The 23,262-nt window shown below is 69.7% G+C and carries 21 protein-coding genes and 2 pseudogenes; 10 read left to right on the top strand and 13 right to left on the bottom strand.

All coding sequences use genetic code 11. From position 1 onward, the window contains the following. Positions 1 to 1,012: cbb3-type cytochrome c oxidase subunit I (locus HW130_RS04875; RefSeq protein ID WP_177148136.1), on the bottom strand; the 1,012-nt coding region annotated here is incomplete at its 3' end. Between the two features lie 440 nt (positions 1,013 to 1,452). On the opposite strand from HW130_RS04875, the gene HW130_RS04870 reads away from it, so the two are divergent. After that, entirely contained in the window at positions 1,453 to 1,824 is a 372-nt protein-coding gene (locus HW130_RS04870) for a hypothetical protein (protein WP_309140325.1), read from the top strand. A gap of 41 nt (positions 1,825 to 1,865) precedes the next feature. Here the strand turns inward: HW130_RS04870 and HW130_RS04865 are convergent, their stop codons facing one another. Beyond that, complete coding sequence (locus tag HW130_RS04865; protein ID WP_309140324.1) at positions 1,866 to 2,726, bottom strand: UbiA family prenyltransferase; 861 nt, start codon at positions 2,724 to 2,726, stop codon at positions 1,866 to 1,868. Between the two features lie 45 nt (positions 2,727 to 2,771). Between HW130_RS04865 and HW130_RS04860 the strand changes: the two genes are divergently transcribed. The 3 genes from HW130_RS04860 to HW130_RS04850 are packed head-to-tail and all read left to right on the top strand — an operon-like array spanning position 2,772 to position 5,464. Continuing rightward, entirely contained in the window at positions 2,772 to 3,908 is a 1,137-nt protein-coding gene (locus HW130_RS04860) for a type III polyketide synthase (protein WP_177148134.1), read from the top strand. Between the two features lie 9 nt (positions 3,909 to 3,917). Continuing rightward, positions 3,918 to 4,436: an isoprenylcysteine carboxyl methyltransferase family protein gene (locus tag HW130_RS04855; protein ID WP_177148133.1), complete on the top strand. Its 519-nt coding sequence runs from the start codon at positions 3,918 to 3,920 to the stop codon at positions 4,434 to 4,436. After that, positions 4,433 to 5,464, top strand: coding sequence for an NAD(P)/FAD-dependent oxidoreductase (locus HW130_RS04850; RefSeq protein WP_177148132.1), 1,032 nt, complete (start codon positions 4,433 to 4,435; stop codon positions 5,462 to 5,464). Before HW130_RS04855 ends, HW130_RS04850 begins: the two co-directional genes overlap by 4 nt. A 216-nt stretch (positions 5,465 to 5,680) precedes the next feature. On the opposite strand, the gene HW130_RS04845 is transcribed toward HW130_RS04850, so the two are convergent. Then, positions 5,681 to 6,547, bottom strand: a complete 867-nt coding sequence (locus tag HW130_RS04845) for a trans-aconitate 2-methyltransferase (RefSeq protein WP_177148131.1) — start codon at positions 6,545 to 6,547, stop codon at positions 5,681 to 5,683. Between the two features lie 600 nt (positions 6,548 to 7,147). Between HW130_RS04845 and HW130_RS04840 the strand changes: the two genes are divergently transcribed. Then, positions 7,148 to 8,920 (top strand): sensor domain-containing diguanylate cyclase, encoded by a 1,773-nt coding sequence (locus HW130_RS04840; RefSeq protein ID WP_177148130.1) that lies wholly within the window; start codon positions 7,148 to 7,150, stop codon positions 8,918 to 8,920. A gap of 103 nt (positions 8,921 to 9,023) precedes the next feature. On the opposite strand, the gene HW130_RS04835 is transcribed toward HW130_RS04840, so the two are convergent. Then, positions 9,024 to 9,764, bottom strand: coding sequence for an NAD(P)-dependent oxidoreductase (locus tag HW130_RS04835; protein ID WP_177148129.1), 741 nt, complete (start codon positions 9,762 to 9,764; stop codon positions 9,024 to 9,026). Positions 9,765 to 9,862: 98 nt separating this feature from the next. Between HW130_RS04835 and HW130_RS04830 the strand changes: the two genes are divergently transcribed. Further along, positions 9,863 to 10,543 carry a TetR/AcrR family transcriptional regulator gene (locus HW130_RS04830; protein ID WP_177148128.1) on the top strand — a complete coding sequence of 227 codons (681 nt, stop codon included), beginning with the start codon at positions 9,863 to 9,865 and terminating at the stop codon, positions 10,541 to 10,543. Between the two features lie 136 nt (positions 10,544 to 10,679). Here the strand turns inward: HW130_RS04830 and HW130_RS04825 are convergent. The 4 genes and pseudogenes from HW130_RS04825 to HW130_RS04810 all read right to left on the bottom strand — a co-directional run. Beyond that, positions 10,680 to 10,892 (bottom strand): annotated as a pseudogene (locus tag HW130_RS04825) (MarR family winged helix-turn-helix transcriptional regulator); the annotation flags it as partial. Positions 10,893 to 11,063: 171 nt separating this feature from the next. Continuing rightward, positions 11,064 to 12,518: a SulP family inorganic anion transporter gene (locus tag HW130_RS04820; RefSeq protein WP_256355867.1), complete on the bottom strand. Its 1,455-nt coding sequence runs from the start codon at positions 12,516 to 12,518 to the stop codon at positions 11,064 to 11,066. Positions 12,519 to 12,676: 158 nt separating this feature from the next. Next, positions 12,677 to 13,279: a carbonic anhydrase gene (locus tag HW130_RS04815; RefSeq protein WP_177148127.1), complete on the bottom strand. Its 603-nt coding sequence runs from the start codon at positions 13,277 to 13,279 to the stop codon at positions 12,677 to 12,679. A gap of 754 nt (positions 13,280 to 14,033) precedes the next feature. Continuing rightward, on the bottom strand, positions 14,034 to 14,717 hold the full coding sequence (locus HW130_RS04810) for a class I SAM-dependent methyltransferase (RefSeq protein ID WP_309140323.1): 684 nt from the start codon (positions 14,715 to 14,717) through the stop codon (positions 14,034 to 14,036). A gap of 337 nt (positions 14,718 to 15,054) precedes the next feature. Here HW130_RS04810 and HW130_RS04805 point away from each other — a divergent pair, with 337 nt between their 5' ends. Both HW130_RS04805 and HW130_RS04800 read left to right on the top strand, forming a co-directional pair. After that, entirely contained in the window at positions 15,055 to 16,263 is a 1,209-nt protein-coding gene (locus HW130_RS04805; RefSeq protein ID WP_177148125.1) for an MFS transporter, read from the top strand. Between the two features lie 33 nt (positions 16,264 to 16,296). Next, positions 16,297 to 16,722 carry a heme-binding protein gene (locus HW130_RS04800; protein WP_177148124.1) on the top strand — a complete coding sequence of 142 codons (426 nt, stop codon included), beginning with the start codon at positions 16,297 to 16,299 and terminating at the stop codon, positions 16,720 to 16,722. 250 nt (positions 16,723 to 16,972) lie between these two features. On the opposite strand, the gene HW130_RS04795 is transcribed toward HW130_RS04800, so the two are convergent. Then, positions 16,973 to 17,308 carry a hypothetical protein gene (locus tag HW130_RS04795; protein WP_177148123.1) on the bottom strand — a complete coding sequence of 112 codons (336 nt, stop codon included), beginning with the start codon at positions 17,306 to 17,308 and terminating at the stop codon, positions 16,973 to 16,975. A 208-nt stretch (positions 17,309 to 17,516) separates the two neighbouring features. After that, a complete protein-coding gene (ggt, locus tag HW130_RS04790; RefSeq protein ID WP_177148122.1) occupies positions 17,517 to 19,367 on the bottom strand; it encodes a gamma-glutamyltransferase in 1,851 nt (616 codons plus the stop codon). A gap of 232 nt (positions 19,368 to 19,599) precedes the next feature. On the opposite strand from ggt, the pseudogene HW130_RS35660 reads away from it, so the two are divergent. Continuing rightward, a pseudogene (locus tag HW130_RS35660) lies at positions 19,600 to 19,731 on the top strand (maleylpyruvate isomerase); the annotation flags it as partial. A gap of 144 nt (positions 19,732 to 19,875) precedes the next feature. On the opposite strand, the gene argG reads toward HW130_RS35660, so the two are convergent. From argG to HW130_RS04775, 3 genes are all read right to left on the bottom strand, one after another. Beyond that, the gene (argG, locus tag HW130_RS04785; protein ID WP_177148121.1) at positions 19,876 to 21,321 is read right to left on the bottom strand and encodes an argininosuccinate synthase; all 1,446 of its coding nucleotides are present in this window, start codon (positions 21,319 to 21,321) and stop codon (positions 19,876 to 19,878) included. 67 nt (positions 21,322 to 21,388) lie between these two features. Then, positions 21,389 to 21,844 (bottom strand): DUF6463 family protein, encoded by a 456-nt coding sequence (locus tag HW130_RS04780; RefSeq protein WP_256355852.1) that lies wholly within the window; start codon positions 21,842 to 21,844, stop codon positions 21,389 to 21,391. Then, complete coding sequence (locus HW130_RS04775; RefSeq protein WP_177148120.1) at positions 21,841 to 22,461, bottom strand: DUF2867 domain-containing protein; 621 nt, start codon at positions 22,459 to 22,461, stop codon at positions 21,841 to 21,843. Before HW130_RS04775 ends, HW130_RS04780 begins: the two co-directional genes overlap by 4 nt. A gap of 90 nt (positions 22,462 to 22,551) precedes the next feature. On the opposite strand from HW130_RS04775, the gene HW130_RS04770 reads away from it, so the two are divergent. Continuing rightward, the gene (locus HW130_RS04770) at positions 22,552 to 23,151 is read left to right on the top strand and encodes a TetR/AcrR family transcriptional regulator (RefSeq protein WP_177148119.1); all 600 of its coding nucleotides are present in this window, start codon (positions 22,552 to 22,554) and stop codon (positions 23,149 to 23,151) included. Positions 23,152 to 23,262: the final 111 nt, after the last annotated feature.

The following is a 23,262-nucleotide window of genomic DNA, read 5'->3' as shown; positions in this document are numbered from 1 at the left end:
GGACCGCGATGAGGAACGTCATGAAGGCGAAGAACGGCAGCAGCACGCCGCCTGTGACGTACATGTGGTGCGCCCACACCGTCACGGACAGACCCGCAATGGCGATGGTCGCGCCCACCAGACCGATGTATCCGAAGATCGGCTTGCGGGAGAAGACCGGGATGATCTCCGTGACGATGCCGAAGAACGGCAGGGCGATGATGTACACCTCGGGATGGCCGAAGAACCAGAAGAGGTGCTGCCACAGCAGGGCGCCGCCGTTGTCCGCGTCGAAGACATGGGCGCCGAATTTGCGGTCCGCCTCCAGGGCGAACAGCGCCGCCGCCAGGACCGGGAAGGCGAGCAGGACCAGCACACCGGTCAGCAGCACGTTCCAAGTGAAGATCGGCATCCGGAACATCGTCATGCCGGGAGCGCGCATGCAGATGATCGTGGTGATGAAGTTGACCGAGCCGAGGATCGTGCCGAAGCCGGAGAAGGCCAGACCCATGATCCACAGGTCGGCCCCGACGCCCGGCGAGCGTTCGATGCTGTTGAGGGGCGAATAGGCGAACCACCCGAAGTCGGCCGCCCCCTGCGGGGTGAGGAAGCCGGCCACCGCGATCAGCGAGCCGAAGAGGTACAGCCAGTACGCGAACATGTTCAGCCGCGGGAACGCCACGTCGGGCGCGCCGATCTGCAGCGGCATGATCCAGTTCGCGAAACCGGCGAACAGCGGCGTCGCGAACATCAGCAGCATGATCGTGCCGTGCATCGTGAAAGCCTGATTGAACTGCTCGTTCGACATGATCTGCGTACCGGGCCTGGCCAGTTCGGCGCGCATCAGCAGCGCCATCAGGCCGCCGATCAGAAAGAACATGAAGGATGTCGACAGATACAGCGTGCCGATCGTCTTGTGGTCAGTGGTGGTCAGCCATCTGATGACGACATTGCCGGACTGCCTGCGCCGCAGGGGCAGCTCGTTCTCATACGCATCCTCGTCCTCGAACAGCGACGCCTTGTTCAGGCTCACGCGAACTCCACTCGTCAGATACGACACGGCAAGCCAGCGAGCAACAACCAGCACGCTGCCCTACAGAAGGCATTCAAGGGGCAACCTAACGATTCCCGATACCGGCTGCCGAGTGACACCTCCGCCGCGCACGCCGCTTCGAGCTTCGCAACCTGCGATATCTCGGAACACGAGCCGCAGCACGTCAAGGAGCGAGATCCCCGGATTCACTCGTTCAGCAGCAGGCATCCGGGCCGGTCGTTTTGTCATGTAAATCTGGCGAGTACCAGAGGTGCCGGCCTCGTGGCCGCGGGGAATCCGGGAAGTACCGGCCCGGGGATTCGCGAAGTGCATTCCCACGCATTCGTCTGTAGCAGATGGGTGGAGAGGACCGCTTCGGGTACCCGCGCACGTAACCGCGCAGCAGCGGCTTGATCGATGCCCCGGATGGAGGTCTTGTGGTGGATCCACTGGCCCTCGCCCGTGCTCACGGGCTGTTCAACGTCCTCGGTGGCGTTTGGCCACTGTTGTCGCTGCGGACTTTCGAGTGGGTCTGCGGCCCCAAGACGGACGAGTGGCTGCTGAAGACGTGCGGCGGTCTCCTGGCAACTGCCGGCTGGAGCATGCTGCGCGCTTCACCGGGTGCCGAGGGACTGCGGCACGCACGGCGCCTCGGAGTCGGCACAGCCGTCACCCTGCTCGTGATCGACCTGGTTTACGTTCCCCTCGGGCGCATCCGGCCGACCTACCTGATCGACGCCGCCACAGAGATCGCGTGGCTCACGGCCTGGTGGAGAACCGGGCGTCTGCCCGCCCGAACGGTGCGCGCCTGAGTGAACAGCCACGTCCGAGAGCCTTGCGCCCGCGTTCTGGATCAGACCATGTCCCGTCCCCGGAGCAGGAGTTGTGCCACGGCCATGCCCGCCACCGCAATCGCGGCCCGGAACGGCCAGCGGCTCCGGTTCGCCGACGGCACAGCCGTACCCCCGACGGCGACGACTCCGGCGGCGACTGCCGGCACCCAGCTGACCGCCCCGGCTCGCCCGGGAGGTCCCACCACGAGCACGGCCATGGCCGACACCATCACGAACGGGCTCACCCACCGGCAGACCGTTCGCCCCAGGCGCTGCGGCAGCCCGCGAACACCGGCCGCAAGATCGTCCTCGATGTCCGGAAACACATTGACGACGTGTGCCCCCACGCCGAGCAACGCCCCGGCCGCCACCGCCCACCAGGCGGGCCAGGACGGCAACGGCAGCCCGAGAGTGACGAAGGCCGGCAGAGAGCCGAACGCGACGGCATAGGGCAGCGGTGAAAGCACCGTCTGCTTCAGCCACAGGTTGTAGGTCCAGCCGGTGACCACCATGCCCAGATGCGCCGCTCCCGCCGCGGCGCCGTTCAGCAGCGACAGCGGCACGCACAGGGCCAGGGCCGTGCCGGCCGCCACGGCGACCGTGCGCTGCGACAGTTCCCCGGTGGCCAGGGGCTTGTCACGGCGGCCGCAGCGCGTGTCGCGGTGCGCGTCGACCGCGTCGTTGCACCAGCCGATCGAGAGCTGACCGGCCAGCACGGCGGCAGCCACCGCCGCCGCACCCGCCGGCCCGCGCCCGGCCGCCGCGGCCAGCGCGGTCGCGAACGCCGTGACGGCCAGCGCCGGCTCCAGGTGGCAGGCGCGCAACAACGGAGGAAGACGGTGTGTCGTACGCGGAAGGGCCTCGGTGGGGTGTAGAGACACGAAGGCAAGATAATCGGGCACTCGAAACGAGAAGGCATTACCGACATGCGTGTCCCTGTGATCGTCGACGATGCCCCCTCACCGACCACCCTGCCGGGCGGTACGACCGCGACCGGCGCGGCCACCACGGTCCTCGCCGTCCGCACCGCGCTGCCGCCGCACCGCTACAGACAGGACGACCTCACCGAGCTGATCGGCGACCTCTGCCTCGCGCCCGGCGCCGAGCGCACCCTCCTGCGCCGCCTGCACGCCTCCGCCGGGGTGCGGACACGGCACCTCGCCCTGCCGATCGAGCGGTACGCCGGCCTCGGCGACTTCGGGAAGTCCAACGACGCCTGGGTGGCAGCCGGACTCGATCTGGGCGAGCAGGCCCTCACCGGCGCGCTCGAGGAGGCAGGCCTCGCACCGCGCGACGTCGATCTGCTGGTGTGCACCTCGATCACCGGCATCGCCGCCCCGTCGCTCGACGCCCGGCTGGCCGGACGCGTGGGACTGCGGCCCGACGTCAAGAGGGTCCCGGTGTTCGGCCTGGGCTGCGTGGCAGGCGCCGCCGGCCTGGCCCGGCTGCACGACTACCTTCGCGGTCATCCGGATGACACCGCCGTGCTGCTCACCGTCGAGCTGTGCTCGCTGACACTCCAGCAGTGCGACGACTCCCCCGCGAACCTCGTCGCCGGCGCCCTGTTCGGGGACGGCGCGGCCGCCGTCGTCGCACAGGGCCGAGGCACCCGCGGCCGGGACGGGGTGGGGCCGACGGTGGTCGCCACGCGCAGCCATCTGTACCCGGACACCGAACAGCTCCTCGGCTGGAACATCGGTGCCAGCGGATTCCGCGTCGTGATCGGTGCCGGGGTTCCCGGCATGGTACGCCGCCACTTCGGTGCCGATCTGCGTGCCTTCCTGGCTCACAACGGCCTGACCGTCGACGACATCGGTACCTGGGTGTGCCATCCCGGAGGCCCCAAGGTGCTGTCCGCCGTGGCCGATGTCCTCGGCCTGCCCGACGGTGCCCTGGACACGGCATGGCACTCGCTCGCGACGGTGGGGAACATGTCGTCGGCCTCCGTCCTGCACATCCTGCAGAACACCCGCGAGACCCATCGGCCCGAGCCCGGTACCTGGGGACTGGTCCTGGCGATGGGCCCGGGGTTCTGCTCCGAACTCGTCCTGCTGCGCTGGTGAGTGGTCCACATGTCCTGGTACACGCTTCTCGTCCTGGCCGTCGCCGCCGAACGCGTCGTCGAACTCGCCGTGGCCCGGCGCAACGCGGCGTGGACGCTCGCCCGTTCCGGCGTGGAGTACGGCCGCGGTCACTACCCCGTCATGGTCGTCCTGCACACCGGTCTGCTGGCCTGCTGTCTGCTCGAGCCCGTGCTCGCCCACCGGCCGTTCCTGCCCGCCCTGGGATGGCCCATGCTGGCGCTGGTCCTCCTGGCCCAAGCACTGCGCTGGTGGTGCATCACGACGCTGGGGCGGTACTGGAACACCCGCGTCATCGTCGTTCCCGGGGCACGTCTGGTCGACGCCGGCCCGTACCGGTTCCTGCGTCATCCCAACTACGTCGCCGTCGTCGTGGAGATCACCGCACTGCCTCTGGTGCACTCGGCATGGCTGAGCGCGGTGGTGTTCACGGTGGCCAACGCCGTACTGCTCACGGTCCGCATCCGCTGTGAGAACGCCGCCCTCGGCGGCCGGGCAGTGGCGGCATGATCGACGGTCACGACCTGCTCGTCGTCGGAGGGGGACCGGCCGGTCTCGCGACCGCCCTGTACGCGGCACGCGCCGGTCTCGACACCGTTGTGGCCGAGCCCCGCCGCGTACCGGTCGACAAGGCCTGCGGCGAAGGCCTGATGCCGGGCGCCGTGCGGTCTCTTTCCGCGCTCGGCCTCGCCGTCTCCGGTCATCCGATCAAGGGCATCCGCTATGTCCAGGGCCCCCGCCAGGCGCAGGCCCGGTTTCGGCACGGCCCCGGGCTCGGTGTGCGCCGTACCAGCCTGCACGGCGTCCTGCACCGCGCGGTCCGCGAGGCAGGCGTTCCCGTGGTCCCCCTGAGGGTCGAGGCGGTGCAGCAGGACGCCACCGGTGTAGGGGTGCCCGGTACGGGTCTGCGTGCCAGGTGGCTGGTCGCCGCTGACGGTCTGCACTCGCCGCTGCGCCGCTCCCTGGGCCTGGAGGTGCCTTCCCCGGGGGCTGCCAGATACGGGCTGCGCCGTCACTTCGCCGTGCCGCCGTGGTCCTCGCACGTGGAGGTGCACTGGGGGCGGTACGGGGAGGCGTACGTCACGCCGCTCGGCCCGGACCTCGTCGGCGTCGCCCTGCTGACGGCCCGACGAGCCCCCTTCGACGCTCAACTGGAGGGGTTTCCCGCCCTTGCGGAGCGCCTCCCCCCAGGGGCGGCCGTCACCGCGGTGCGGGGCGCGGGACCACTGCGCCAGAGGGCACGCACCCGATTCCACGGACGGGTGCTCCTCGTGGGAGACGCCGCCGGATACATCGACGCGCTGACCGGTGAGGGGATCTCCCTGGCTCTCGCCGGGGCCGAGGTCCTGGTCGGCAATCTGCGCCGCGGTACGCCGGGCCGCTACGAGAGCGACTGGAACCGGGCGACCCGCCGCCACCGGCTGCTGACGGAACTCCTGTTGCGCGCCCGGCAGAAGCCCGCCCTGGCACCGCTCATCGTGCCCACGGCCGAGCGTCTGCCACGCGTGTTCGCCGCCGCAGTGAACGCCCTGGCATGAGAGGCGAGAGTACGGAGTACCACTGCTCGTGGTACGGGGCCCGAATCGCCCGGCCACCCGTACCACCGGCCGGCGGATGGCGAGTCCCTCGTCCTGTGCACCGATGCGGCTCTGGGCAGACCGGTCGAGGCCTGCTCCTTCGCACCGGACCGTCTCGGTGACCGAGCGCCCGGGCGACGCGGCGCCCGGGTGCCTTCGCAGGCCCTGAGCCGTTGATCAACTTTCGCTGTCGCCCTCCGCCTGGTCTTCCGTCGCAGGCGGCCTGCGGCCCCAGGCCGTGATCAACCCGGCGGAGATGTCCGCGCAGTCGGGAGACGCCAGATAGCGGATCGCCTCGTCCACGCCGGCATCGTCCACCATGCCGGTGGCCGTGATCGCCCCGCGGGCGCGGTCCCACGTGTCCGCCCAGAAGCGGCTGATGGCACTGCCCGGCGTCAGGGCGGGCACGTGCACTTCCGCGCCCACGGACGTGAGGCCGGCGGCCCGCAGCAACTGCGGATAGCCGCAGACCCAGGAGACGTCCGTCCCGATGGACGCCTTGAGCCCCTGCCACATCGCCCGCATCACGCGGGTGTAGGGAGTCGGGGGCGCGTCGGCGGAGGTCAGGTCGATGGCGTCGCCCAGCACCAGAACGCCACCTGGGGCCACGAGCGAGGCGAGTCTGGCGATCATCCGTTCTGGCTCGGGCAGATGCATGAGCACGAACCGTGCGTGCACCAGGTGGAAGCTGCCGCGCGGCAGGTCGGAGGTGGTGACATCCGCCTCGACGGCCGTGAGTCCGGGCACAGGGTGAGCGGCGAGGAACCTGATGTCGCGGTCGACGGCCACGACTTCGTCCACGCCGGCCTCGTCCAACAGGAGCCGAGCCACCGACCCGGTGCCTGCGCCGATGTCGAGGCACCGCCACCCCGGCTCCAGCCCCACGCCCAGGCGCATCAGGTGGGCCAGTGTCACCTCGTCATAGGCGAGGGCCCCGAGGTCGATCCGTTCGCCCTCGCCCTCCTGGTCCGGCCGGAACTCTCGCCCGCCGTAGTGCGCGTTGTGTCCCCCGCCTGGTTCGCTTCCCTGCTCGTGTGTCCGCATGCGGCCGATCCTGCTCACATCGTCCCGCCACCGGCAGAGGCGCGCCGCAGGCTCCTCCGCAGCGGTGCTGCCGAAGACGCACGGGGCGGCGGGGGCTTGCTGACCGGTCACACGAAGGACCGTCGCAGCACCGAGCTGACAGCTCATCGCGCGCACGATTCACCACGGCACTGGCTGACGGGAGCGGCAGGGTCTTCTCTACCAGTTCGATCCCGCCGCGTCAGCGGCACACAGACGCTGTCGTTATTTCAGGTGAAGCGCCCAAGGGGGCATACGCGTGGGGTGAAGGATCGTCCTACCCTTTTATCGCACTCGAGATGTGCAAGGGGTTTGTGTCTGCCCTCCTGAGCCGGGTCCCTCCGGGAGGTTCGCATGATGCCAGGATTAGCCGGTCGAGGCGGTTCGACCCACGCCGTCCGTATCGGCCGGCTGCACGGGGCAGGGGTGCGCGCGGCCCTGGGCGTCGGGTCTGCGGCAGCTGCTGCCGCGGGAGGGTGCGTCACCGCGGCAGCGGTGCTGGATGCCTGCGTAGGAGTGGCAGCCGCGCATGGGGTAGCCGCACTCTCGCTCTACGCACGTGCCCGAACCGTCACGGGAAGGGTGCGCCTGCGCCTGACGCTGCTGGCGGTTTCGGTGGCAGCAGGCGGTCTTCATCACCTTTTGGCCAGTCAACACCCCACAGCGCAGGGGCATTTCGCAGGCGTTCTCCAATCCGTGGTCGAAGTGCTGGCAGTCGCCGGTCTCGCCGTTTCTCTGGGACTGGGTGTCGCCGGACTGGTCGTGGCGGCCGCGGACAGCGGCACGACCCTGATCTGGTTACGGCGGCTCCTGGACGGCTGGATGACCGCGGGCTCGCTGTTCACGCTGGGCTGGGTGCTTCTGTTGCACCGCGTCGACAGAGGCGGTGGTGACGTACCGGGATCGCTGATGGCTTTCACCCGCGTGGCGACGGACATTCTCGTCCTGGGGCTACTGGTCGCCTTGCGCTTCTGCCGGAAGCCCGGGGAGCGCGCAGCGGTCACTCTGGCGGCCGTGGCCCTCGCCGTTCTGGCCGTGAGCGACATGCTGCCCATTCTGTTGCCCGCTCCAGGCGCCTGGTCCGGGATTTCTCTCGCGGCGACCTGTTCGATGGCCGGATTGTTCCTCGTGGCCCTCGCGCCCTGGCTGCCCGGCGGCGCCAGCATTGTGGCAGCCGACCGGCGGGAGATGCCTGTCGCCGGGGTGGTCGTGGCCTTTGTACCCGTGGTCGTCTGCGCTCTCGCGATGGCTGCGCACGCGCTGGCCGGTGGCCACCCCGATGTGGTGATGCTCGCCCTGGCAGGTTCTGTGCTTCTCGGGCTCAGCGTCCGGCAAGGCGTTGCTCACGCCGACCACCTGCAGCTCACTCGAGAGGCCGCAGCCCGGGAGGCGCAGTACCGCACGCTGGTCGACGGCTCGAGCGACGTGATCACCATCGTCGGCCTGGACGGTCGCGTGCTCTACATCAGTCCGGCCGTCCGTGCGGTCTTCGGGTACTGCCCTGAGGAGCTCGTAGGCGCCCGCCTGCCCCTGTACAGCCACCCTGACGACGTGGCGCTGCTGATGCAAGCTGTCGAGACCCTGCGGCAGGAAGCCGAGTCAGGCACTCGCGGGCCGGGCCGCCGCTTGTCGTCTCGGGTTCGGGCAGCGGATGGGCAGTGGCGCCACGTCGAGTCGACGGTCAGCCACCACGCCGACGGGCTGATCTTCAACAGTCGCGATGTCACCGAGCGAGTCATGTTGCAGGCACAGCTCGAACACCTCGCGTTCCACGACGTGTTGACGGGCCTGCCCAACCGCGCGTTGTTCGCCGACAGGGTCAGACATGCCCTGCAGAAGCGCGCCGCCGACGCCACGCCGCCCGCGGTGATCTTCCTGGACCTGGACGGCTTCAAGGCCGTCAACGACTCGGCCGGTCACGCGGTAGGTGATGGTCTGCTCGTCCAGGCTGCCCGTCGGCTCCAGGCATCTGTGCGGGCCGCGGACACGGTCGCCCGCCTCGGCGGCGACGAGTTCGCCGCGCTGCTGGAGGGAAAGGCGGGAGCATGCCCTTCCCGGGCCAGGGAAGTAGCGGAGCGGATCTTGTCGGCCCTCGTGAAGCCGTACCGCATCGGCAGCACCGATGCGGTGGTATCGGCTTCCATCGGCATCGCGGTAGCCACTCCGGGGATCACACCGGATGAACTCCTGCACAACGCCGACCTGGTCATGTACGAGGCCAAAGCCGCAGGAAAAGGCCGCATCCGCATGCACGGCGCGCAGCCGCACAGCATCAACTGCGAGATCTCTTCCACCGCCGTCACCACCTGTGTCTGCAAAGACAGTGCGCTGACAACGGCCCACACAGGTAGTTGAGTTGTTCGGAGCGCAGGTGTCGGGCAGTGGGCGACGCCCGGAATGCTGGCGGGCTGAGACGCAGGCGGATCAGGCCGTGACCTGAGGTCCGGTCCCAAGGTGGTCAGGCCGCGCCCTTCGTGCGGGCGTGGGCGAGGGCCGACGGGGTCAGCCGGCCGACGATGGCCGGGGCCTCCCGGACCAGGGCGTCGTTCTCCACCGCGTCGACCATGAAAAGGGCGAAGTCCACGCGACGGGTCAGGTTGCTCGCGAGGACGGGGTCACCGACATGCCGGCTCCACACGGGCAGGCCCTGGCTCTCGCCCTCCTCCAGGTCGCTGCCGCGGACGACCGTCCATTCGGTGTCGCTGGAGAAGATCCTTCGGCATGCCTCCACCTGGTCGTCCAGGTCCGCCACGCGAGCCAGTCGTGCCAACCGCCCGAAGACCGCCACGAACGCCCTGAGCTTCCGGGTGTACACGTCCTTCCCGTCGCGGCTGATGTGCCAGCCGCAGGAGAACACCAGCCGGGCTCCCGAAGGCGCCTGGTCGAGCACGGCCTGGGCCGTACCGGAGGAGTAGTGGTCCATTCCCCATGGGGCCAGCACCGTGAGCACGGCCTGGCACCCGTCCACCGCCCGTGCGATGACCGCACGGTCGTCGGTCGCTCCGGGGATCACCGTGATCCGACCCTCGAACTCGGCGAGCTTGTCGACGCTCTGCTCCCGGCAGACGCCCACCACCTCGTAGCCCCGGTTCAGCGCGTGCCGCACCATGTACCGCCCGAGCTTTCCGGACGCGCCGACGACGCACACCCTTTTGCGTGAGCCCCGTCTCCGGGCCTCCTCCGAGCCGATCGGTTCCATGACCATCGCCCTCCCTCTCCCCGCCCGTCCTTACGCCGTAAGGGTGTGCCTTACGAAGTAAGGTTGTCAACCGATGAAGCCCACCCAGGGAGGATTCCGTGTCCACCGAGCCAGCCCCCGTGTCGGCATCCCGCCGCCGACCGCTCAGCAAGGAGACGGTGCTCCGCTCGGCGGTCGCGCTGGCGGACGAGGCCGGTACGGGCGCGCTGACGATGCGCAGACTCGCCGGGCGGCTTGGCGTCGAGGCCATGTCGCTGTACCACCACTTCCGCAACAAGGAGGCGATTCTCGACGGCATGGTCGACCTCGTCTTCGGTGAGATCGAACTCCCGCCGAAGGACCTCCACTGGCGGGCCGCGATGCGGCGGCGCGCGGTTTCGACACGCGACGCACTGATCCGCCACCCGTGGGCGATCGGCCTGATGGACTCGCGGAGCAACCCCGGCCCCGCGACGCTGTGCCACCACGACGCCGTGATCGGCTGCCTACGGTCGGGCGGCTTCACCATCGCCGGTGCGGCGCACGCGTTCTCCGTGCTCGACAGCTACATCTACGGGTTCACGCTGCAGGAGCTCAGCCTGCCGTTCGAGTCGTCCGCCGGCATCGAGGGCCTGGCGGACTCGATCCTGGAACAGATGCCTCGCGACGAGTTCCCTCACCTCACCGAGATGATCGGCCACCATGCCCTGAAACCCGGCTACGCGTACTCCGCGGAATTCGACATCGGGCTCGACCTGATTCTCGACGGATTGGAACGACAGCGCGAAGGCTGGCTCTGACCCGTCACCGGACGCGTGCACGCCTTGCCACCTCGCTCCTGCCGCAGCGCGAACCACCGCTCCATCCGAACGTGCTCGCCTCCAGCAGCGCCGGCGCAGGACCGCCTCGGTTGATGTCGGCTGCAGCTACGCGGGTTCAGGAGATCCGGGCGTGGTGGTCCAGCAAGCGGGTGAGCAACTGCACGAACTGGTCGCGTTCGGCCGGACTCAGCGGCGCGAGCAGTTCGTCGTGGAGGTCGTCCAGGACCTTGTCGAGGCGGCGTAGGTGACGACGGCCTCGGGAGGAGATGGTGATGATGTTGCGGCGCCGGTCGTCGGGATCCGGTGCCCGCTCGAGGTCACGCTCGGCCGCCGTAAAGCGCCAAACCACCTACTGAACTGCCGGCGTTGCGCTCAAGGCACCGGGCGGCGCTCCCGGGTGCGGTCCGCACCGGCTCGCACCCTGCGACCCCGGGCTCGTATGCCCGGCCCGTACGACCGCCCGGTATCGGCAGCCGTACGGACCGGGCCCGGGAAACAGTCAGGCCGCAGGCATCAGCACGCGGGTGGCTCCTTCCTCCTTGTTGTGCCGGTCGGCCCAGTTGGAGAGCGCCGTACTGCATGCGTGGTCCAAGTGCCGCAGGCCGAGCAGGTCGAGCTCGATGTGCCGGTCCTTCGGCAGCTTCTCGAGGGTGTCGAGGATCCGGGGCAGCCTGAGGAAGGTCGCGTTTCCGGAGACGACCACCCGGAGAGGGCTGTTCCGGTCAACGCCGTCCTCCACGTCGACGTGGACGTGCGACGTCTCCCATGCCGTCTTGGCGACGGCGAGCAGCAACCCGGCGAGCACGCCCTCGAACATGCTGGTCGCGATGATGGCGACTGCGGTCGCCACCAGGATCAGGGCCTCTCCGCGGTGCTCGCGCCACAGCGGCCCCAGCTCCTTCAGCGGGATGAGCTTCCAGCCGGAGAAGACGAGGATGCCCGCGAGCGAGGCGACGGGTATGAGGCCGAGCGCCGCCGGCAGGAGCGCCGCGAAGAGCAGCAGCCAGACGCCGTGCAGCACCCGTGACGCCTTGGTCCGGGCGCCTGCCTGCACATTGGCCGAGCTGCGCACGATGACCGCGGTCATCGGCAGCGCTCCGAGGGCGCCGCACACGGCGTTGCCCGCACCCTGCGCCATCAGCTCCTTGTCGTAGTGGGTGCCGGGTCCGCTGTGGAGGCGGTCGACGGCGGCGGCGCTGAACAGGCTCTCCGCCGACGCGATGAGCGTGATGGCGACGACCGTGCCGATCGCGCCGACCACTCCGGCATCCATGATGCCGCCGAGGTCGTCGAGGGACGGTGGCCGGATCGCGCCCAGCAGCCCCTGAACGTCCACCCGCTTCACGGGCAGCCGGAACAGCGCCACGGCAGTGGTGGTCAGCGCCACGGCAGCCAGCGGTGCGGGGACAACGCGGACCTTGGGCGGCAGGTGCTTCCACAGGGCCATCAGTGCGACGGTCACCGCCGCGAGAGCGAACGCGGCCAGCGCCTCGGGCGAGCGGGCCGTGCGGACGACCAGTTCGGGTAGGCCGGCGAGATTGGCCGGGCCTGAGCCGGGAGCCTTCGCGTCGGCCATGGCGTAGAGCTGGCCGGCGATCAGTACGAGACCGATCCCCGCCAGCATTCCCTCCACGACGGCGATGGAGATGGCACGGAACCAGCGGCCGAACTTCAGCGCGCCCATGACCAACTGGAGCACGCCCGCGATGAGGACGAACACGCCCAGGGCCCCGAGCCCGAATTCCGTGACGGCTTCGAGGACCAGCACGGTCAGACCCGCGGCAGGTCCGCTGACCTGGAGGCTGCTCCCAGGGAGCAGTCCGGTCACCAGACCACCGACGATGCCGGTGACCAGGCCGAGTTCCGCCGGCACACCGGAGGCCACGGCAACGCCCACGCACAGCGGCAGGGCGACCAGGAAGACGACGACGGAGGCAGTGAGGTCGGCCCGCAGCGTCGAGGCGGAGGCTCGCTCCGCGCGCTGCGGCGCCCGCCGGTGACGTCCGCGGTTCCCGCGATCGCTGTTCCCCAGTTCGCTGTTCCCCCGTTCGCTGTTCTCGCGATGGATGCTCCCGCGTTCACGGTGCCCGCGTTTGCGGGTGTCGGCGGTGCTCACAGCGGAAGGAACGCGTCGTCGTGGGGCCGGCGGACGAGCACGGAGCCGGTGTCTATCTCGTAGTACCAGCCGTGCAGCCTCAGTCGCTCTTCTGCGGCCCGGCGAACGACACAGGGGTAGTCGCGCAACCGCCGGAGCTGCCGCACCACATGGTGCTGGACGGCTTCGGCGACGGCGGGGTCGGCGGGGGCCGAGGGGTCGGTGAAGAGGGGCGCCGGTGACGCGCTCTCCAGCCAGCCGCGGACCGCCGGAACGGCGGAGAGGTCTTCGCGGCGCGCCATGGCCCCGACGGCACCGCAGTGGGAGTGGCCACAGACGACGATGTCCGTGACGCCGAGCACTTCGACGGCGTACTCGACGGTGGCCGCCTCGCTCGAGTGCCGAAGGGGGTCGTGCTCGGGGATGATGCCGCCCGCCGTGCGGAGTTCGAACAGTTCGCCTGGGCGGGCTCCGGTGATCAGTGAGGGGATCACCCGGGAGTCGGAGCAGGTGATGAAGAGCGCTTGGGGGGACTGGCCGTCCGCGAGGCGGCCGAACTCCTCGGCGCGTGCGGCGGCCCGATGCCTGAAAGCGCGGGCATTGTTCGTGAGCAAGTGCATGGGGGGTGTTCCTCCAGCGCGCCCTGGGCGCGCGGTGGGGAGTCGTCATGTCGGATCGCAGGTACTCGTCGAGGCCGTGGGGAGGTCGACGGATTACTCGGAGGCGGAACACCGGCAGGACGGCGGGCCGTGCCGGGGGGCACGGTCCGGAGCCGGGACGGAGGTATCGTCCGGTGGCTCCGGTAGCTCGGGCACTTCAGGTACGCGGGTGACTCGGGACAACTCCGGTAAGGGGTCTGCCTTCCGGCGGTCTCTCCGGCGCTCGGTGCAGCGCATCACCGCGTCACGTCCCTCCCGGGTTCGGCCAACGATTGGTCCAACTGGTCGGTAACTCCAGCCTCTTGAGTCACTCTGACATCACAGCGGCCCAAAAGTCTGTGATTCGTTAGACATTTGTGAGCGTCACGCTCCTTGACAGGCGAGACTCATCGGGGCTACCGAGGGTCACCGCAGATGAGACGCCGATCGCGTCCGGCGACGCAGAAAAGGCCGTCCCGCGAGTGTTACGCATCCCACGTCCGTTTCCGCGGTGCACGCGGAACGCTTCAAGGACGGAACGCGTCCGCTGAGGGCGACCACCGAGACGGCGAGCGACACAGGCCGTGGCCCTTCTCTTTCACGAACGGCACGGTGAAGGCGAGGGGCGCGTCACAAGGCTGGGCAGCTCGACGGCGAGTGGGTCTGGTGCCGCAAGGGCGGCCGGCCCCCTCCCAGGAGGCGCCCTACCGTGCCCGCCGTTCAGGACTCGAGGGCACTACGCGCTTCGTGCGCGGCAGCGCAGGAAGATCTGCTCCTCGGGTGGTGCGTCCGAACTCGCCGGTGCGTAGGCGTAGCAGATCTCCTCGGTGATTTCGAAGCCCGCCCCTTCGACCACCTCGTGCAGGTCGACCCGCAGGTAACCGGAGACCCGGATCGTGTTCCCGATGAAGGGGATCGAGCAGTCGTCGAGGTCGGCCTCCACCATCGACAGCAGGAACAGGCCCCCGGGCGCCAGAAGATGACGGATCGTCCGCAGAGCCAGGGGTATCTCGGCGCGTGGCAGCATGAGCAGGGAGAAGAAGGCGGTGACCGCGTCGAAGCGGCCGAGATCGAGGGGCCCCGAGGGGCGCAGATCCGCGATGTCCGCCTGGTGGAACACCGCGGCGGGTACGTGCCGGCGAGCAAGATCGACCATCACGCCGGAGAGATCGATGCCGACGACCTCGTGGCCCGCCTGAGCGAGTCGTCGCGAGGTCGGAATCCCGGTGCCGCACCCCACATCCAGCACACGGGATCCGACCGGAAGGGATCGGGCCAGCCACTCGGAGGCCTCGACCTGGCCCTCCTTGTGCGGGAAGACCTCGTCGTAGCGGTTGCCGATGGCGTCGAAAGCCTCGGCCTGACCGGTGCGGTCGAATCGCGTGCTCTCGCAAACTGGCTCGTTGCCCGGACTGCTCACGCCAAGTCTCCCTCCCGCGCAGGCTGGTGAAAGCCTCGCACAAGTGGGCCGTCGGGACACCACCGCGGACTCGGCAATCCTGAATTGACTGTGCGTTCCCTGCGGCCGGTTGGCCCCGACGAGTCCGGGATGGTCTCCGTGCCCGACCGGCTTCATCGTGCTTCATCTGAAGACGGCCGCCCTCACCGTCGTGCCGGCGGCTTCGTCGGGACAACTGACTTGCGCACGACAATAGCCACCTTACAAAGATATACCGCGTTTGCATTCATCACGCGTCTGCAAGTATTGTCGTGGCCTGTAAGACCTCTGTGCAACCATCTCTGGAAGGTTCGTCTTCATGCCTCTCGCGCTGCTGGCCCTGGCCATCGGGGCCTTCGGGATCGGCACCACCGAATTCGTGATCATGGGCGTGCTGCCCCAGGTCGCCGGCGACTTCGGTGTCTCCATCCCCACCGCCGGCTGGCTGGTGACCGGCTACGCCCTCGGTGTCGTCTTCGGTGCCCCGCTGCTGACCGTGCTCGGGACCAAGGTGTCCCGCAAGAAGATGCTCATGTTCCTCATGGGCCTGTTCATCCTCGGCAACGCGCTCTCCGCCTTCGCGCCCAGCTTCGGCGTCATGCTGATCGGCCGAGTCGTCGCCTCCCTCGCCCACGGCGCATTCTTCGGCATCGGATCGGTGGTCGCCGCCGACCTCGTCGCCCCGGAGAGGAAGGCCTCCGCCATCTCCCTGATGTTCATGGGCCTGACCGTCGCCACCATCGTCGGCGTCCCGGGCGGCACCTACATCGGCCAGGCCCTCGGCTGGCGCATCACCTTCACCCTCGTTGCCGCCCTCGGCATCATCGGCCTCCTCGGCGTCGCCAAGCTCGTACCCGAGCAGGGCAGGCCCGAGACCGAGAACGTCCGCACCGAGTTCGCCGCCTTCAAGAACGTCCAGGTCTGGCTCGCCATGGCGATGACCGTCCTCGGGTACGGCGGTGTGTTCGCGGCCATCACGTACATCACGCCGATGATGACCGAGGTCGCCGGCTACAGCGAGGCCGCCGTCACCTGGCTCCTCGTCCTGTTCGGCATCGGCATGTTCCTGGGCAACCTGCTGGGCGGAAAGTTCGCCGACCGCGCCCTGATGCCCATGCTGTTCGTGTCGCTGGGTGCCCTCTCGCTCGCTCTGCTGGTGTTCACCGCGACCGCGCACAACAAGGCCCTCGCGGCGATCACCCTGACGCTGATCGGCGCCCTGGGGTTCGCGACCGTCCCGCCGCTGCAGAAGTGGGTGCTCGACCAGGCCTCGGCCGCTCCGACACTTGCCTCGGCCGCCAACATCGGCGCCTTCAATCTGGGCAACGCGCTCGCCGCCTGGCTCGGCGGCATCGTGATCGCCGGCGGCCTCGGCTACACCTCGCCGAACTGGGTCGGCGCCCTGCTCTCCGGCACGGCCCTGCTGCTCGCCTTCCTGGCCGCATACCTCGACAAGCGCACCCGCACCGCACAGGCGCCGACCGCTGTCCCCACCGCGGTGCCCTCCCCCGCGACCGCCGCGCGCTGACCCCCACTTCCATCACCGCACAAAGGAACGACCATGAGCACCACTGCCACCGCCGTGACCCCGCTGACCACCCAGGACGCCGAGGTCCTGCTCACCGCGGCCCGCCGGGCCGCCGAGACCGCCCAGGTCGCCGTCAGCGTCACCGTGCTGGACGCGGGCGGGCATCTGCTGACCTTCCGCCGCGACGACCGGGCGGTGCTGATCTCCGGTGAGACCAGTACGCGCAAGGCCTACACCGCCCTCCAGCTCAACGCCCCCACCGCCGACCTCGTCGAACTGGTCAAGCCCGACGGCCCGTTCCACAGCCTGACCACCGCACTGGACCGCCCGCTGCTGTTCATCGCCGGTGGCATCCCCGTCCACCGCGACGGCACGCTCATCGGCGCCGTCGGAGTCGGCGGCGGCGCTCCCGAGCAGGACCACACCTTCGCCACCGCGGCCGTCGCCGCCCTCGGCTGACCCGTCACCTTTCACCGCACCACACCAGGTGACCGCCCGGTCGAGCGCGTCCTGCACGAACTGGCCGCGCAGGCCCTCCCGGATTTCCCCTCACCCGCCTCCCCGGCACGCGACGAGCAGGCAAGCGCACGTTCCGATCAAAGAAATCGACGCACAGGAGCAGCACGCGACGAGAGGTGACGACGGTCCCCCGCAGGGCGAGGCCCCGGACGCTGTGCCCGGGGCCCGCCCAGCCGGTCGGCCGCCCGGATCAGGCGGGCTGCTTCACGCAGGTGCCGACCACGTAACCGGTGACGCCGTGCTTCGTGACCTTGACCCAACGCGAGCTGGTGATACCGCACTTGGTGTACGAGCCGCCGTAGTACATCTGGCAGGGCGACGGCGCGGTCTCCCCCTTGTTGAGCTGGGCGAGGGCCGTGCCGTTGACGCTCGTCCGGTCACGTATCACCACGGTCTCGAGGGCCAGTGCCGTGCAACTCGCCGCGGTCGCGTTCGTCCGTGCGACGGCGGGGCTGCCGACGATGAGCGTGGTCCCGACCAGGGCGGCGGACACTACGGACGCGCCCAGGATCCGGCGTGCTTGCATATCTCATACTCCCCTTTGATTGACGCGGGCATGTCGCCCACGTGGTCGGGGACAGCCTAGATCCACTCGCGCTCCAGCCTTCATGGACCCTGATGCTCACCGAACGTCGCTCGCGCCGTTGCCGCCGGTCCTGCGTGGTCTTCCCGCCAGGGGCCCGCGGGTGCGACGCGATGGGCGGCGCTCGGCGGGGCCGGGCGCCGCCACCGCCTCAGTCGTTCTGGTGCAGCACCATCGCCGAGCCGCCACCGCGGCGCGCCGGCTCGGCCACCGCCTGGAGCCTGCCGTCGGGCAGGAACTCCAAGGCCGCCACCGCCCCGATCTCCGGAGAGGGCGTGAAGGTGCTCGGGGCCATGACGAATCGGTGCCCCAGGCGTTCCAGCGCCGTGCGCTCGGGCGAGTCGAGGAAGGCCGGTTCGGCGTCGGTCGCGGCCCGGTTCCGCTGGGAGATGCGCGGCGCGGCGACCGCCTGCGGCAGCGCCATGCCCAGGTCGAGCCGGTTGACGAGGGTCTGCAGCACCGTGGTGATGATCGTGGCCCCGCCGGGTGAGCCGACGGCGAGCATCGGCTTGCCGTCGTGCAGGACGATCGTCGGCGACATGCTGCTGCGCGGGCGCTTGCCGGGGCCCGGCAGGTTCGGGTCCGGCACCCCCTCGGCCAGGGGGGTGAAGTTGAAGTCCGTCAGCTCGTTGTTCAGCAGGAATCCCCGGCCGGGCACGGTGATGGCCGACCCACCGGTCTGCTCGATCGTCAGGGTGTACGAGACGACGTTGCCCCAGCGGTCCGCTGTCACCAGGTGGGTGGTGGAGGGCCCCTCGTAAGGCTCCTCGCTGCCGGTGCCCCGCGTGCAGCCCGAGCCCGGACTGCGCGGGTCGGCCGGCGCCAGCGGGCTGGTCAGCACGGCGTCGGGGCGGATGAGGCAGGCGCGGTCCTTGGCGAACTCCTTGGACAGCAGCTCCTGGGTGGGCACGTCCGAGAAGGCCGGGTCGCCCACCCAGCGGTTGCGGTCGGCGAAGGCGATCCGGCCGGCCTCCACGTAGTGGTGGAGCGCCTGGGCCCTGTCGGCCGACGACAGGTCGAAGTTCTCGAGGATGTTCAGCGCCTCGCCGACGGTGGTCCCGCCGGAGGAGGACGGCGCCATGGAGTAGACGTCCAGCCCCCGGTACGTGGTGCGGGTCGGGTCACGGCGTACGGTCTCGTAGTCGGCGAGGTCGCCCCGTTCCATCAGCCCGGGGCGGACCGTGCGCTCGGCGCCGGGGGCCACCGGCGGCTTCTTGACGGTGGCCACCACGTCGCGGCCGATGCCCCCGTGGTACAGCGCGCCGACGCCCTCGCGGGCGAGCTCGCGGTAGGTCCGGGCGAGGTCGGGGTTCCGGAATCGGGAGCCGACCACGGGGAGTTCACCGTTCGGCAGGAACAGCTCGGCGGTGGACGTGAAATCCCGGAAGCGGTCCTCGTTCATCGCCGTCTGGGCGCGGAACTCCTCGTTGACGACGAAGCCTTCGTCGGCGATGCGGGTCGCCGGCCGCAGCGCGGACGCCAGTGAGACCGTACCCCAGTCCTTCAGCGCCTTCTCCCACGTGGCGGGCGTGCCCGGAACGCCCACGGAGAGCCCCGAGTTGACCGCCTCGGGGAACGGAATGGGCTTTTTGGTCGCGGGGTCGACGAAGGAGTCGGAGCGCATCCGGGCCGGGGCGGTCTCCCGGCCGTCGATGGTGCGCACCTTCCGCGTCGCGGCGTCGTAGGAGACGAAGTAGCCGCCGCCTCCGATGCCCGCCGAGTACGGCTCGACCACGCCGAGCGCCGCCGCGGTGGCCACCGCGGCATCGACCGCGTTGCCACCGTGCCGCAAGACGTTCAATCCGGCCTGAGAGGCGTACGGATTCACGCTGGAGACAGCACCGCCGCTGCCGGTGGCGACGGCCTGCTTTGCGGGAGGCCGCGGCTCGGAGCCGGTGGCCGGCACGGCGACTGGAGCCCCGGTGGCACTGCCGGGGATCAGAACGGGGAAGACGAGCGCCGCCGCGGACGCGGCGGCGACAACGGCACGACGGACAGCCAAGGGAGCCTCCGGTGACCTGCGTTGAGGGGAATGGTCGAAACCCTGGCAGCGTCCGGGCAGGTCAGCAACGACGTACCGAAAGATTTGCGTGAGATCTGAGGTTTCCGACCAGTAGCCGGTGGCGTGGCACCCCTGGCACCGCACTGAACGCCGAGCCCCGAACTGCCCCATGGACAGGCCCGATGTACGGGACAACGCGTCGGCATCCTCGGCAACGTGATCGCCGACGCCTGGCACGAGGATTCCTGCGTCGTTCTCCGACAAGGACGCGCTGCTGGTCGGGACCGGACGCCGCGCTCCGACGGACGCGGAGAAAGCCGCGCTGGGCGAGCCGACCGCGAAGATCCCGCTCGTGCTCGGCTGAACGAGCCAGGGCCGTGATCGTCCGGCTCCGGTGACCGAGCCCCAGGAGCCGGTGCTCGGGTCAGGGCCGCCGCCTCGGGCCCGGATACCCAAAGGGCCGGTTCGGCACCAACGGCGCCGAACCGGCCCTTCGGGTGCGCCTCGGTCAGTCCGTGCCGGACTCCATCGCGGCGCGGTCCAGCAACTCGTCTTCGGCGGAGACCTCGCCGCGGGAGGCGATGGCCTCCGCGCCGCCCTCCGTCAGGGTGCCGATCAGCCCGGTCGCGGCCGCCTGGGCTGCGCCGATCGCGGGATGGGCGGTGCCGATCAGGCCGATCCCGGCGTACTGCTCCAGCTTGGCGCGCGAGTCGGCGATGTCGAGGTTGCGCATGGTGAGCTGGCCGATCCGGTCCACCGGACCGAACGCCGAGTCCTCGGTGCGCTCCATGGACAGCTTGTCCGGGTGGTAACTGAACGCGGGGCCCGTGGTGTCGAGGATCGAGTAGTCCTCACCGCGCCGCAGCCGCAGCGTCACCTCGCCGGTGACCGCCGCGCCGACCCAGCGCTGCAGCGACTCGCGGACCATCAGCGCCTGCGGGTCCAGCCAGCGGCCCTCGTACATCAGCCGGCCGAGGCGCCGTCCCTCGTTGTGGTACTGGGCGAGGGTGTCCTCGTTGTGGATGGCGTTGACCAGGCGCTCGTACGCCGCGTGCAGCAGGGCCATGCCGGGCGCCTCGTAGATGCCGCGGCTCTTGGCCTCGATGATCCGGTTCTCGATCTGGTCCGACATGCCCATGCCGTGCCGGCCGCCGATGGCGTTCGCCTCCGTCACCAGGTCGACGGGGGAGGCGAACGTCTTGCCGTTGATCGTCACCGGGCGGCCCTGCTCGAAGCCGATGGTCACGTCCTCGGTGGCGATCTCGACCGAGGGGTCCCAGAACCGCACGCCCATGATGGGCTCCACGGTCTCCACGCCGGTGTCCAGGTGCTCCAGGGTCTTGGCCTCGTGGGTGGCGCCCCAGATGTTGGCGTCGGTGGAGTACGCCTTCTCCGTGCTGTCGCGGTAGGGAAGGTCGTGGGCGAGAAGCCACTCCGACATTTCCTTGCGGCCGCCGAGCTCGGTCACGAAGTCCGCGTCCAGCCAGGGCTTGTAGATCCGCAGGTTCGGATTGGCGAGCAGTCCGTAGCGGTAGAACCGCTCGATGTCGTTGCCCTTGAAGGTCGAGCCGTCGCCCCAGATCTGTACGTTGTCCTCGAGCATCGCCCGGACCAGGAGGGTGCCCGTGACGGCGCGGCCGAGCGGCGTGGTGTTGAAGTAGGCGCGCCCGCCCGAGCGGATGTGGAACGCCCCGCAGGTGAGTGCGGCCAGGCCCTCCTCGACCAGCGCGGCGCGGCAGTCGACAAGGCGCGCGATCTCGGCGCCGTAGGTCTTCGCACGGCCGGGCACCGAGGCGATGTCGGGCTCGTCGTACTGGCCGATGTCGGCGGTGTAGGTGCACGGGACGGCGCCCTTGTCGCGCATCCACGCGACCGCGACCGAGGTGTCGAGGCCGCCCGAGAAGGCGATGCCGACGCGCTCGCCGGCGGGCAGGGAGGTGAGGACCTTGGACATAGGAAGATTATGCACCATCTCGCATGATCATGCAAAGCCCGGAGATCGGGGACGCGGAGTGCACGGATCAGGCCTGGACTGCTTCCCGGTCCCGTGCCGTTCCCGACCGGTCTTCCTTCCGTGCCGCCAGGACGATGAGTGCACCGGCGACGGTCCCTGCGAAGTACGGGGACGGTACGAGGAGGACGCCGCCCACCGCACACCACGTCGCGAGGCCCCAGCCGATTCCTGCCGGCACCGTCACACCGCGTCCGGCGAGGTGCCATATCAGGCAGCCCAGGAGAATCAGAGGCACGGCGAAGCTCCCGGGACCGGCCCAGAAGGCGACCTCGTTCTGCAGGGACTGCACCGTCTGATCGGCACCCCCGCCCGAGAGGTCGAGCGGGACGGCTGCCCATATCCCCCGATCGACCCAGCCGGTGACGTCCTCCCGGGCGACGAGCGCCAGCAGGGACAGGTGCCCCGCCCCCAACACGAGCATGATCCCGCTCGCCCAACGGAGCAGTCTCTTCTTGGAGTTCAACGTGACCTCCCGTCGTCGTACGTCGCCTTAACATCGTTGCGGTCGCGCCAGGCTCGTTCCCATTGCCGGGTCAGGGACGGGTACACGACGAGGTGCCGGAAAGGCGCGATGGCGGCCATGTAGAGCCGCCCGAACCGTCCGTTGGGTTTGACGAGGACGGCCATCCGCAGTTCGTATGCGCCGTTCGCTCCTTGGACCCAGCCGAGATGCATCACGGTGTGCACGGTCTTGTTCGCCAGCTCCCGAGCGGATTCCCTGCCGAGCTCGTAGACCGCCGTGAGGGGCATGGCCTCGTCGTCCGGTCCACGCGGAGCGTCGCGGAGGTCGCCGGGCAGGCGGTCGCGCAGCGAGGCGACCCGCCCGCCGACGCCCGCCGACGGCCTGTCCCAGCCGAGGACTGCGCCGAGCTTCCACCGAACGGTGAACAAGAGCCTCACCGGCCAGGGCTGCTTCGCGGGGCCGCCGGCTGCTCGCATCGCCGCCAGCATCGTCGGGAAGTCGTCGGGCCCGGCTCCTGGAGTGCGGAACGACCACACGTCCTCGACGGAGAAGTCTTTCGTGAGTTCGTGGATGCGCCACGGCTGCTCGGTGTAGGCGGTCTCTGCGAGTCGCGGCACAGTTGGGCCTCTCGTTTATACGGCACCGTACAATTCCATGTGTACGGTAACGTACAACTCCGACGCGATCAATGGAGGTGGCCCACTGCCGTGGCTCGCACACCACGAGGCCGCTGGATCGAGGCGGGCCTCGCAGCACTCGCCCGTGGAGGACCCGACGCGGTTCGTGTCGAGACGCTCGCCGCCGAACTGGGCGTGACGAAGGGCGGCTTCTACGGGTACTTCGACGGCCGTCCCGCGTTGCTCACGGAGATGCTCGACGAGTGGGAACGCCGCTGCACCGGAGAGGTCATCGCCCAGGTCGACGCCGAGGGCGGCGACGCCGCCGAGAGGATCCGGCGCGCCGGTCAACTGACCTTCTCCGAAGACCTCCACCGGATCGATCTCGCGGTGCGGGTCTGGGCCCGCCACGACCCGTCCGTCGCGAAGCGCCTGCGGCGCATCGACAACGAACGCATGGAGTTCCTGCGGAGGATGTTCGGCGCCTTCCTCACCGACCCCGACGAGATCGAGGCGCGCAGCATCCTGACGTTCGCACTCGCCATCGGCCGCCACTTCATCGTCGCGGACCACCCCGGGTACACCAGGCGCGAAGCGGTCCAACTCGCCGGAGAACACCTCTTGCGCCCGTCCGCGCAGAAAGCCACGGAGAGCCGGGACCAGGGCGGTGACGGGCAGACCGAGGCCTGAACCGCCATGCCCCCACCACGGCGGGCCGGGCGCTACGGGCGCGGGCGGCTTGTGACGATCGAAGAGGAACCGGATACCGTCCCGACGGCGGTGGGAGCCGCCGGAACCGGC

The sequence above is a fragment of the Streptomyces sp. PKU-EA00015 genome, from assembly GCF_013387495.1.
Taxonomy (GTDB): Bacteria; Actinomycetota; Actinomycetes; order Streptomycetales; family Streptomycetaceae; genus Streptomyces.
The sequence above is the reverse complement of the archived record's forward strand: the minus strand, read 5'-3'. Positions and strand labels throughout refer to the sequence as shown.